The 11,630-nt window shown below is 70.2% G+C and carries 11 protein-coding genes and 1 pseudogene; 7 read left to right on the forward strand and 5 right to left on the reverse strand.

The window, feature by feature from the left end; all coding sequences use genetic code 11:
• Nucleotides 1–135: 135 nt before the first annotated feature.
• From ACYSUO_RS34645 to ACYSUO_RS34675, 7 genes and pseudogenes are all read left to right on the forward strand, one after another.
• The gene (locus ACYSUO_RS34645; RefSeq protein WP_267070062.1) at nucleotides 136–1,302 is read left to right on the forward strand and encodes an ABC transporter ATP-binding protein; all 1,167 of its coding nucleotides are present in this window, start codon (nucleotides 136–138) and stop codon (nucleotides 1,300–1,302) included.
• A gap of 171 nt (nucleotides 1,303–1,473) precedes the next feature.
• Nucleotides 1,474–2,340, forward strand: a pseudogene (locus tag ACYSUO_RS34650) (phosphatidylglycerol lysyltransferase domain-containing protein); the annotation flags it as partial.
• Between the two features lie 86 nt (nucleotides 2,341–2,426).
• Nucleotides 2,427–3,290, forward strand: coding sequence for a dihydropteroate synthase (gene folP / locus ACYSUO_RS34655; protein ID WP_461780178.1), 864 nt, complete (start codon nucleotides 2,427–2,429; stop codon nucleotides 3,288–3,290).
• Nucleotides 3,287–3,808, forward strand: coding sequence for a nuclear transport factor 2 family protein (locus tag ACYSUO_RS34660; RefSeq protein ID WP_461780179.1), 522 nt, complete (start codon nucleotides 3,287–3,289; stop codon nucleotides 3,806–3,808). The genes folP and ACYSUO_RS34660 overlap by 4 nt, the downstream gene beginning before the upstream one ends.
• Nucleotides 3,809–4,044: 236 nt before the next feature.
• Nucleotides 4,045–4,404, forward strand: a complete 360-nt coding sequence (gene folB / locus ACYSUO_RS34665) for a dihydroneopterin aldolase (RefSeq protein WP_267070060.1) — start codon at nucleotides 4,045–4,047, stop codon at nucleotides 4,402–4,404.
• Nucleotides 4,401–5,000, forward strand: coding sequence for a 2-amino-4-hydroxy-6-hydroxymethyldihydropteridine diphosphokinase (folK, locus tag ACYSUO_RS34670; RefSeq protein ID WP_461780180.1), 600 nt, complete (start codon nucleotides 4,401–4,403; stop codon nucleotides 4,998–5,000). The genes folB and folK overlap by 4 nt, the downstream gene beginning before the upstream one ends.
• Nucleotides 5,001–5,074: 74 nt before the next feature.
• Nucleotides 5,075–5,557: a DUF3180 domain-containing protein gene (locus tag ACYSUO_RS34675; RefSeq protein WP_461780181.1), complete on the forward strand. Its 483-nt coding sequence runs from the start codon at nucleotides 5,075–5,077 to the stop codon at nucleotides 5,555–5,557.
• A gap of 87 nt (nucleotides 5,558–5,644) precedes the next feature.
• Here ACYSUO_RS34675 and folE read toward each other — a convergent pair whose 3' ends face one another.
• The 5 genes from folE to ACYSUO_RS34700 form a co-directional block, all read right to left on the reverse strand.
• The gene (gene folE, locus ACYSUO_RS34680; RefSeq protein WP_461780182.1) at nucleotides 5,645–6,250 is read right to left on the reverse strand and encodes a GTP cyclohydrolase I FolE; all 606 of its coding nucleotides are present in this window, start codon (nucleotides 6,248–6,250) and stop codon (nucleotides 5,645–5,647) included.
• Between the two features lie 119 nt (nucleotides 6,251–6,369).
• Entirely contained in the window at nucleotides 6,370–8,385 is a 2,016-nt protein-coding gene (ftsH, locus tag ACYSUO_RS34685; RefSeq protein WP_461780206.1) for an ATP-dependent zinc metalloprotease FtsH, read from the reverse strand.
• Between the two features lie 223 nt (nucleotides 8,386–8,608).
• On the reverse strand, nucleotides 8,609–9,169 hold the full coding sequence (hpt, locus tag ACYSUO_RS34690) for a hypoxanthine phosphoribosyltransferase (protein ID WP_266718689.1): 561 nt from the start codon (nucleotides 9,167–9,169) through the stop codon (nucleotides 8,609–8,611).
• A 43-nt stretch (nucleotides 9,170–9,212) separates the two neighbouring features.
• Nucleotides 9,213–10,211, reverse strand: a complete 999-nt coding sequence (gene tilS, locus ACYSUO_RS34695) for a tRNA lysidine(34) synthetase TilS (RefSeq protein WP_461780183.1) — start codon at nucleotides 10,209–10,211, stop codon at nucleotides 9,213–9,215.
• A 226-nt stretch (nucleotides 10,212–10,437) separates the two neighbouring features.
• Entirely contained in the window at nucleotides 10,438–11,586 is a 1,149-nt protein-coding gene (locus ACYSUO_RS34700; RefSeq protein WP_461780184.1) for a zinc-dependent metalloprotease, read from the reverse strand.
• Nucleotides 11,587–11,630 lie beyond the last annotated feature (44 nt).

Raw genomic sequence — 11,630 nt, forward strand, 5'->3', positions numbered from 1 at the left:
TTCTCGACCGCCAATGACCCTAGCCCGGCCCACTGACAACGGCCGAGCCCCGGCCGCCAGGCGCAACACCGCGTTCACATGACTGCCTCACCGGGGCATCCCCAACCCGGCCGCGTCCCGGCAGAATGGGGTCCCATGATCCGGTTCGAGCACGTCAGCAAGCGGTACGCGGACGGCACCACCGCCGTCGACGATCTGTCCTTCGAGGTGAACGAGGGCGAACTGGTCACGCTCGTCGGCCCGTCGGGCTGCGGCAAGACCACGACGATGAAGATGGTGAACCGGCTCATCGAACCCACCGCGGGCCGGATATTCCTCGACGGCGACGACATATCCGGGGTCGACCCGGTCCAACTGCGCCGCCGCATCGGCTATGTGATCCAGCAGGTCGGCCTGTTCCCGCACAAGTCGGTCCTCGACAACACCGCGACCGTGCCGCACCTGCTGGGCGTCAAGCGCGCCAAGGCTCGCGAGCGGGCGGCGGAGTTGCTCGACCTGGTGGGCCTCGACCCGAAGGTGTTCGGCGAGCGCTACCCCGAGCAGCTCTCCGGCGGTCAGCGGCAACGCGTGGGCGTGGCGAGGGCGTTGGCGGCCGACCCGCCCGTGCTGCTGATGGACGAGCCGTTCGGAGCGGTCGACCCCGTGGTGCGCGAGCACCTGCAGAACGAGTTCCTGCGCCTCCAGCAGACGCTCGGCAAGACCGTCCTGTTCGTCACGCACGACATAGAGGAGGCCGTCCGCCTCGGCGACCGGATCGCCGTCTACGGAGACGGTCGCATCGAGCAGTACGACACCCCCTCCGCGGTCCTCGGCACACCCGCCACCGACTACGTGGCCGACTTCGTGGGCGCCGACCGCGGCCTCAAGCGCCTCTCGGTGACGCCCATCGAGGAGGGCGACCTGGAGCAACCGCCCGTCGTCCACCTCGACGACCCGCTACCCAGGGAGCTCGACGCCCGCTGGGCCGTCGTCCTGGACAACGACAACAACCTGCACGGCTGGATCTCCGCCGAGCACGCGCGCGTGGCCGCGAACAAGGGCGACACCGTGCGCGACCACGCGCGCCGCATGGAGGCCTGGCTGCCGGTGGGCGCCCCGCTCAAGCAGGCGTTCGCGACGATGCTCCAGCACGACGCGGGCTGGATCGCCGTCATCGACGAACACAGCGAGGGGCGCTTCCTCGGCGTGCTGACCCCGGCCCGGCTGCACGAGGCGCTGCGCCGCTCCACGGCCGCGGACGCGCGGGACATCACGCGCGCGGAGGTCGAGCTGGAGACGGTGGAACCGCTCCTCCCCCAGTGAGGCCCCACCGGCTGTCCCGGTGAAGCCCCATCGGAAAGCCCCACCGGGGTTCGCCGTTCACGAGTGAACCCCGGTCGCTCCGCTTCCGTCCTACAGGTCGTACGTCACGGATGCGGCATTCGCACCGTGTTCACATGTCTCGCGGTGCGAGCGGCGGCAGGAGGCGCGGGGATGCGGCGGATCGCGGGCGCCTGCCTCCTGGCCGGCTGCACGGACATCGTGGCCGGCGTCCTGCCACGGTTCGCACGCAGCCGTACGGGCGGCGTCACGGAAGCGCTGCCGGGCACGTACGGCCCGTACGCCGCGGCACTCGCGCTCGGCAGCGGAGTGCTGATCGTCCTGCTCACGCGCATGCTGCGGCGCCACAACCGGCGGGCCTGGTGGGCGGTCCTGGTGCTGCTGCCGCTCGGCGCCGCCGGGCAGTTCGTGTACCGGGACTCGCCCGTGGGGGTCGTAGGCGTCGCCCTGGCCCTGGTGCCGCTGTGGCTCCTGATACGCGACCGGAAGCGGTTCGACGCGCCGCCCGACCCGCGCGGCCGCTGGCGCGCCCTGTCCAACTTCGTGCTCCTGGGCGCCGGTTCACTGCTGATCGGCCTCGCCGTCGTCAGCGCGCACCCGGAGCGGCTCGTCGGCGCCCCGAGCCTCGTGGACCGCCTGGAGCACGTCCTGTGCGGTCTGCTCGGCATGGAGGGTCCGCTCGTCTACGTAGGCGGCACGGCGCACACCGTCGCCCTCTCGCTCGGCACCCTCGGCCTGGTCACCGCGCTGACCACGCTCTACCTCGCGTTCCGCCCCGAGGGCCCGGCCGCCCGCGACAAGGGGATCGTGTTCTCGCCCAGCGGCAAGGCGGCGGTCCGCTACCGGGTCGTGTCGGGCGTGATGCTGGCCAAGGGCGACCCCATGGGCGACGTAGAGGCGTGGCCGGGGGCCATGGAGCGCTTCATGGACGAGGCGCGGACCCACTCCTGGACACCGGCCGTCATGGACTGCTCCGAGACGGGGTGCGCGGTCTGGACCCGCGAGACCGGCCTCACCGCGCGGCCCCGCCGCGAGAGCGGCGGCACCTTCCCAGGCCGCCGAAGCCGCGAGATCCCGCAGGCCGCGAAGGGCCTAGGCTTGAGGCCATGAGCACGTCGCAGGTCCGCCGGGGCCACGTAGCCAACCTCCCCGTTTGGGACCGCTGCGCGGTCATGGGTGTCGTCAATGTGACGCCGGATTCGTTCTCCGACGGCGGCCGCTGGTTCGACACGACCGCCGCGATCAAGCACGGCCTCGACCTGGTCGCCGAGGGCGCCGACCTCGTGGACGTCGGCGGCGAGTCCACCCGTCCGGGCGCCAGCCGCGTCGACGAGGACGAGGAGCTCAGGCGCGTCATCCCCGTCGTACGAGGGCTCGCCTCCGAAGGCGTGACGATCTCGGTCGACACCATGCGCGCCTCCGTCGCCGAGCAGTCCCTCGCCGCAGGCGCCTCCCTGGTCAACGACGTGAGCGGCGGCCTCTCCGACCCGGAGATGGTCCCGGTCGTCGCCGCGACGGGAGCGCCCTTCGTCGTGATGCACTGGCGCGGCCTCCTGGAGGGCACCAATGTGCCCGGCACCTACGAGGACGTCGTCTCCGAAGTCGTGAACGAGCTCCACGCGCGCGTGGAGGCCGCCATCGAGGGCGGCATCGCCCCCGACCGCATCGTCATCGACCCGGGCCTCGGCTTCTCCAAGAACGCCGAGCACGACCTCTCCCTGCTCGCCCACCTCGACCGGCTGCACGCGCTCGGCCACCCGGTCCTCGTCGCGGCCTCCCGCAAGCGGTTCCTCGGCCACGTCCTGGCCGGCGAGCAGGGCGCCCCGCCGCCCGCCCGTGAGCGCGACGCCGCCACCGCCGCCGTCTCCGCGCTCGCCGCGCAGGCGGGCGCCTGGGCCGTCCGCGTCCACGAAGTGCGGGCCACCGCCGATGCCGTCCGCGTGGCACGCGCGGTCGAAGGAGCCCAGTGACCGAGGCCGACGTCCAAGCCGTCGACACCGCCAACCGCACCTACTACGAAGCCGTCGAACGCGGCGCGTTCGAGGAACTCACCGCCCTGTGGCTCGCCCCCGAGGACGTCGAGTACGCCGAGGACGCCGACCCGGACGAGGCCGAGGACACCTCCGTCAGCTGCGTGCACCCCGGCTGGCCGGTGCTCACGGGCCGGGGCGAGGTGCTCCGCTCGTACGCGCTGATCATGGCGAACACGGAGTACATCCAGTTCTTCCTGACCGACGTGCAGATCAGCGTCGTCGCCGACACCGCCCTGGTGACCTGCACGGAGAACATCCTCAGCGGCGGCCCCGCCCCCAAGGACGGCGACGAGCTCGGCCCGCTCGTCGGCCAGCGCGTCGTCGCCACCAACGTGTTCCGGCGCACCCGCGAGGGCTGGAAGATCTGGTCGCACCACGCCTCCCCCGTGCTCGCCGACGCGGATGACGAATCCGACGAGATGAACAACGCCGACGACGGCGGATCACCCGCCTGAGTGGGTACGCGCCCTCACAGAGCACGAAACCCCGATGCGAGGTTGCGCTCCCGACCCCTTGGGTATGGGCGGCTACCAGCAGCGAGCGCACCGTGGGGCGGGTGTGCCGGGTGGGATCAGTCATAGCCCCCGCGGGCCGGTGGTGTCAGTGCTCGCAGGTAGATTCGATCGAGGCCGGGACATCGACCGCACATCGATGGGCCCGGCCTTCAACGACGACTGCAGGAGTGATTCGCGTGGATCGTGTCGCGCTGCGCGGCCTCAAGGCCCGTGGGCACCATGGCGTCTTCCCGAAGGAACGCGAGGAAGGCCAGACCTTCATCGTCGACCTGGTGCTCGGCCTGGACACGCGAGCGGCCGCGGCCGACGACGACCTGGCGAAGACCGTGCACTACGGCATCGTGGCGGAGGAGGTCGTGGCCGTTGTCGCGGGCGACCCCGTGGATCTCATCGAGACACTCGCCGAGCGCATCGCCCAGACATGCCTGAAGCACGAAGGCGTCCAGGAGGTCGAGGTCTGCGTCCACAAGCCGGACGCACCGATCACCGTGCCCTTCGACGACGTGACCGTCACCATCACCCGGAGCCGAGTATGAACCAAACTCCGTTCGACCCGACCGTCCAGCCGGTGCCGACCTCCGTGATGGAGCAGGTCGACGCCGCCGACACCACGCTCTCGAACCCCAAGCGCGCCGTGATCTCCCTCGGCGCGAACCTGGGCAACCGCCTGGAGACCCTCCAGGGCGCCGTCGATGCCCTGGAGGACACCCCCGGCGTCCGCGTCAAAGCCGTCTCGCCCGTCTACGAGACGGAGCCCTGGGGCGTCGACCCGGAGAGCCAGCCCTCGTACTTCAACGCCGTCGTCGTCCTGAAGACGACGCTGCCGCCGTCCTCGCTCCTGGAGCGCGCGCACGCGGTCGAGGAGGCCTTCCACCGGGTACGGGACGAGCGCTGGGGCGCCCGCACCATCGACGTCGACATCGTCGCGTACGCCGATGTGGTCTCGGACGACCCGTACCTCACGCTCCCCCACCCGCGGGCCCACGAGCGGGCCTTCGTGCTCGTCCCCTGGCACGACGTGGAGCCGGAGGCGCAGCTTCCGGGCCGGGGCCCGGTCTCCGAGCTGCTCGACGCCGTGACCCGCGAGGGCGTCGCGCCGCGCGCCGACCTGGAACTCCGTCTCCCCGAGTAATCGTTAGGGTCTACCGGACACGGTTTACGGCCACAGGCAACAGGGCCATGACGGACGAGGGGCGACCAACCGGGATGAAGCAACTGCGCATCAGGACGCTGGTCGGCCTCTTCGCCGTCGCCGGAGTGCTGTCCTGGGCGGGCGCCCGCCTGTGGGACTCGCTCGGCACGCTGCCGAAGGTCCCGCTGGCCGCGCCCATCGTGCTCGCCGTGATCGCCGTCGTGCTGCTCGCGACGGCCCTGTCCATCCGCTCCCGGCTGCGCGCGCAGCGGGAGCGGCGCCCCGAGGCCAAGGGCGTCGACCCCATGATGGCGGCGCGCGCCCTGGTCTTCGGCCAGGCCAGCGCGCTGGTCGCGGCGCTCGTGGCCGGCATGTACGGCGGCACCGGCGTCTTCCTGCTGGAGTCCCTGGACGTCCCGGCCCGCCGCGACCAGGCGATCTTCGCTGGGCTCTCGGTGCTCGCCGGGATCGGCGTCGTCGCGGCGGCCATGTTCCTGGAGCGCATCTGCAAGCTCCCGGAGGACGAGGACCCCGAAGAGGCGGCACCGGCCACCTAGGGCCCGCCGCCCGCCGTCCCGGAACCGGGCATCAGCGCATCAGCGCATCAGCGCATCAGCGCATCAGCGCATCAGCGCATCAGCGCATCAGCGCCCGATGATCAGGCTCATCGCCTCGCTGCGGGTCGCGGGGTCGCGCAGCTGACCGCGCACCGCCGACGTGATGGTCTTCGCGCCGGGCTTGCGCACCCCGCGCATCGTCATGCACATGTGCTCGCACTCCACGACGACGATGACGCCGCGCGGCTCCAGGATCTCCATCAGGGAGTCCGCGATCTGCGTCGTCAGACGCTCCTGGACCTGCGGACGGCGGGCGTACACGTCGACCAGCCGGGCCAGCTTCGACAGGCCCGTGATCTTGCCGTCGGCGGACGGGATGTAGCCGACGTGGGCGACCCCGACGAAGGGGACCAGGTGGTGCTCGCAGCTGCTCTGCACCTCGATGTCCTTCACCAGGACCATCTCGTCGTGCCCCAGGTCGAACGTCGTCGTCAGGACGTCCTCGGGCTGCTGCCACAGGCCCGCGAATATCTCCCTGTACGCGCGGGCGACCCGCCCCGGGGTCTCCCGCAGGCCCTCGCGGTCCGGGTCCTCGCCGACCGCGATGAGCAGCTCACGCACGGCGTTCTCGGCCCGCTTCTCGTCGAACTCGCCGATCGAGCCCTCGCCGTCCAGCGTCACCGGGTCGGTCATCAGGTGCCTCTTTCTCTACTTACATCCCGCGCGGCAGCGCAAAGGCCGCGTCCCCCACACCGTAAAGCGTGGGGGACGCGGCCTGCATTCCGGGTCTGGCCTGCCCAATGAGGGCCGGGTCAGCTCTCGGGGCGCTCTTCCTTCACCGTGTCCACCGGGGTGGTGGTCTCGATGGCGGGCGCCGTTCCGTTCGCCCCGTTCGTCAGTGAGAGCTCCTTGGGGGAGAGCACCGGCGGGCGGGTCGAGGGGGTGCGGCGGTTGGAGCCGGTCCACGCGGGGCGGGCCGGGCGCTTCACGATCGGAGCGAAGATCTCGGCGATCTGCTCCTTGTTCAGCGTCTCCTTCTCGAGCAGCGCGAGGACCAGGTTGTCGAGAACGTCGCGGTTCTCGACCAGGATCTCCCAGGCCTCGTTGTGCGCCGTCTCGATGAGCTTCTTGACCTCTTCGTCGACGAGCGCGGCGACCTCTTCCGAGTAGTCGCGCTGGTGACCCATCTCGCGGCCCAGGAAGGGCTCCGAGTTGTCGCCGCCGAACTTGATCGCGCCGAGCCGCTCGGTCATGCCGTACTGCGTGACCATCGCGCGGGCCGTGCTGGTGGCCTTCTCGATGTCGTTCGCGGCACCCGTGGTCGGGTCGTGGAAGACGAGCTCCTCGGCCGCGCGCCCGCCCAGCATGTAGGCGAGCTGGTCGAGCATCTCGTTGCGCGTGGTCGAGTACTTGTCCTCGTCCGGGAGCACCATCGTGTACCCGAGCGCACGGCCGCGGGACAGGATCGTGATCTTGTGGACCGGGTCGGAGTTCGGCGAGGCCGCCGCGACCAGGGCGTGACCGCCCTCGTGGTACGCGGTGATCTTCTTTTCCTTGTCCGACATGATCCGGGTCCGCTTCTGCGGGCCCGCGACCACACGGTCGATCGCCTCGTCGAGCATCATGTTGTCGATCAGCTTCCGGTCCGAGCGGGCCGTAAGGAGCGCGGCCTCGTTCAGCACGTTGGAGAGATCGGCACCGGTGAAGCCCGGCGTACGGCGGGCGACGGCCGACAGGTCGACGTCCGGAGCGACCGGCTTGCCCTTCTGGTGAACCTTGAGGATCTCCAGACGGCCCTGCATGTCCGGACGGTCGACCGCGATCTGGCGGTCGAAACGGCCGGGACGCAGCAGCGCCGGGTCGAGGATGTCCGGCCGGTTCGTGGCGGCGATCAGGATGACGCCGCCCTTCACGTCGAAGCCGTCCATCTCGACGAGCAGCTGGTTGAGCGTCTGCTCGCGCTCGTCGTGTCCACCGCCGAGTCCGGCACCACGGTGCCGGCCGACCGCGTCGATCTCGTCGACGAAGACGATCGCCGGAGCGTTCGCCTTGGCCTGCTCGAAGAGGTCACGGACACGGGAGGCACCGACACCGACGAACATCTCGACGAAGTCGGAACCGGAGATCGAGTAGAACGGGACGCCCGCCTCACCCGCGACAGCGCGCGCGAGCAGGGTCTTGCCCGTTCCGGGCGGGCCGTACAGGAGTACGCCCTTGGGAATCTTGGCGCCGACAGCCTGGAACTTGGCCGGCTCCTGGAGGAACTCCTTGATCTCGTGGAGCTCCTCGACGGCCTCGTCGCTGCCGGCGACGTCGGAGAACGTCGTCTTGGGGGTGTCCTTGGTGATGAGCTTGGCCTTGGACTTCCCGAACTGCATGACTCGGGAGCCGCCGCCCTGCATCTGGTTCATCAGGAACAGGAACACGACGACGATGAGAACGAAGGGCAGCAGCGAGAGCAGGATCCCCACGAAGGGGTTCTGCTTCGACGGCGAGACGGTGTAGCCGTCCGGAATCTGCTTGTCCTCGAACTTGGCCTGGAGACTCTTGGCCACGTCGACGCCCTGGTCGCCGATGTAGCTGGCCTGGATCTTGTTCGAGCCGTCGACCTTCTGGCCGTCCTTCAGCTCGACCTTGATCGTGCTCTCATCGCCGGTGGTCAGCTTGGCCGACTCCACCTTGTTGTCGTTGATGGCCTGAATTACCTGGCCGGTGTCCACCGTCTTGTAGCCGCCGGACGAACCGACGACCTGCATCAACACGACCACGGCAAGGACGGCCAGCACGATCCACATGACCGGCCCACGGAAGTATCGCTTCACGTCCATCCATACGGAGCGGTGCCGCCCCGTCCCTCCTGCCATAGTGAGTTTGATAAGGCTGTTTGGAGCTCTTGGTGCTGTTGTAGCTGTTTGAAGAACTGTTCTTCGGACGGTACCCCAGCATTGTCACCCGAAGCCGCAGGGGACGACCGGGAATCTGCCCTTCGCATGCTCCAACGGCGGGAGACCCGCGAGGGTTCCCGTCCCCGGCGATCAGGCTGACGACTCCTCAGCCGCCGTAGACGTGCGGCGCGAGGGTGCCGACGAACGGCAGGTTCCGGTACTTCTCCGCGTAGTCCAGGCCGTAACCGACCACGAACTCGTTCGGGATGTCGAAGCCGACCCACTTCACGTCGATGTCGACCTTGGCCGCCTCCGGCTTGCGCAGCAGCGTGCACACCTCGAGGGAGGCGGGCTCGCGCGAGCCGAGGTTGGTGAGCAGCCAGGACAGCGTCAGACCGGAGTCGATGATGTCCTCGACGATCAGGACGTGCTTGTCCTTGATGTCGGTGTCGAGGTCCTTGAGGATCCGCACGACGCCGGAGGACTGGGTGCCCGAGCCGTACGAGGACACCGCCATCCAGTCCATGGTGAGCGGGGTGGACAGGGCGCGAGCCAGGTCCGCCATGACCATCACGGCGCCCTTGAGCACCCCGACGATCAGCAGGTCCTTGCCCGCGTACTCCGCGTCGACCTTCGCGGCCAGCTCGGCCAGCTTCGCGTCGATCTCTTCCTTGGTGATGAGCACCGACTGAAGGTCGGTGCCCATGTCTTTCGCGTCCACCCGCATCACTTTCGGTCGTCCCACCGGCCGCCGCGACGTGAGAGTCGAGTCAGCCTTGCCGGATCACCAGTCTGCCACCCTGCCGCTGAGCGAGAACTTTGCCCGGCAGATTGATCTCTCCCTGGCCCCGCCACCCCGTGATCAGGCGGTCGACCTCCTCGATGTGCCGGGCGAACAGCGCACCGGCGGGGGCGCCTGCCTCGATGGCCGTGCGGCGCAGGATTCTGCGGCGGACGGCGGGCGGCAGGGCGTACAGCTTGGCGCATTCGAGGAGTCCGGCCGCGTCCCGTACGGACTCGGCGGCGTCGCGGGCCCAGGTGTCGAGCGCGTCGGCGTCGTCGCGCGACAGCTGGGCCGTACGGGCGAGGGCCTCGACGACGCCCTTGCCGAGCGCCTTCTCCAGGGCGGGCAGACCCTCGTGGCGGAGTCTGGACCTGGTGTACGCCGGGTCGGTGTTGTGCGGGTCGTCCCAGACCGGCAGGTGCTGGACGAGGCAGGCCTTGCGGGCGGTCTGCCGGTCGAGCGTGAGGAAGGGGCGTCGGTAGCGGCCGCCGGTCCCGGACATGGCGGCCATCCCGGACAGGGAGCGGATGCCGGAGCCGCGGGCGAGGCCGAGCAGGACCGTCTCGGCCTGGTCGTCGCGGGTGTGGCCGAGCAGGACGGCGGCGGCGCCGTGTCGTTCGGCGGCGGCGTCGAGGGCGGCGTAGCGGGCGTCGCGGGCGGCCGCCTCGGGGCCACCGTCACGGCCCACGTCGACGGCGACGGACTCGACGGGCCCCAGACCGAGGGCGGTCAGGCGCAGGACGACGTCCTCGGCGCGGGCGTCGGAGCCGGGCTGCAGGCCGTGGTCGACCGTGATGCCACCGGCGCGGATGCCGAGTTTGGGGGCCTCGAAGGCGAGGGCGGAGGCGAGGGCCATGGAGTCGGCTCCGCCGGAGCAGGCGACGAGCACCGTGGGCTCGGCGTCCGGGCCGGAGTCGTTGAGGATGTCGTGGAGGACGCGGCGGACCGCCAGGCGTATCGCCGCGACCGCAGGATGGGGACCCATGTCCGGTTCCCTTCATTCCGTTGTCTGGGGGGAGTGGGCGCTGCTGGGAAACTCGAACCGGACCAGCGCCGGCTGACCCGGCTCATTCGCTCAACGGTGACCGGGTGAGATCGGTCACGCAGAGTGTGTCGATGGTGACAGAGCCGAGCGGTTCCCCGAGCATTGCACGCCAGCCCACGGCCTACGGTCCCTCGGATGGGTGATCCTGAGCAATTATGGGCGTGCCTTACGGGGCTTCGTGAGCGCCGTCCGACTTGTTGTGCACCCGCGCGACCCAGTCCGCCGGTTTGGCGATCTCCGCCTTCGTCGGAAGCGTGTTGGGAGACGTCCACACGCGGTTGAAGCCGTCCATGCCGACCTCCTCGACGACGGCCCGTACGAACTTCTCGCCGTCGCGGTACTGGCGCAGCTTGGCATCGAGGCCGAGCAGCTTGCGCAGGGCCAGGTCGAGCCGGGAGGCACCCTTCTGCCTGCGCTGTTGGAACTTCTCGCGGATCTCCTCGACGGACGGCACGACGGCCGGTCCGACGCCGTCCATCACGTAGTCCGCGTGCCCTTCGAGCAGCGACATGACGGCGGTGAGGCGGGCGAGGATCTCGCGCTGCGCCGGGGTCTGCACCAGCTCGACGAGCGAGCGGCCGCCGTCGTCCTCCTCGCCCTCGGGGCGCCCGCCGGCGAGCGACTGGGCGGCCTCCCGGACGCGCTCCAGGAACGTCGTCGGGTCGACCTCGGTCTCCTCCAGGAATGACTGGATCTCGCCCTCGAGGTGGTCGCGCAGCCAGGGCACGGCCGTGAACTGGGTGCGGTGCGTCTCCTCGTGGAGGCAGACCCAGAGCCTGAAGTCGTGTGGTTCCACGTCGAGTTCGCGCTCCACGTGCACGATGTTCGGCGCGACGAGCAGGAGCCTTCCGCCGCCGTTCGGCGCGGCGGGCAGGTCGCGGGTGGCGGGGGCGAAGGTCTCGTACTGGCCGAGGACGCGGGAGGACAGGAACGAGAGCAGCATGCCGAGTTCGACGCCCGTGACCTTGCCGCCGACCGCGCCGAGCATCGCGGGCCCGGGGCCCGAACCGCGCCGCTCGTTCATCTTGTCGAGCAGCGGCCGCAGCACCTCGCGGAAGCCCGCGACGTTGGCCTTCACCCAGCCGGGCCTGTCGACCACGAGCACCGGGGTGTCGTGGTCGGCGTCGGTGGCCATGCGCGTGTACGCGCGCACGTGCTCCTCCGAGGCCTTGGCGTGCCGGCGCAGCTCCGCGACGACGGCCCGGGCCTCGTCACGACTGATCTCCGGTCCTGGTCGTACAAGTCGGGTCGCGGTCGCCACCGCGAGATTCCAGTCGACCATTCCCGAAGATGCAGCACCGCCGAGGCTCGTCATGCGTCAACGGTACGTGACCCCCCGCGTACGGGAAGAGGGGTCGG

This window comes from Streptomyces sp. UC4497, from assembly GCF_054871485.1.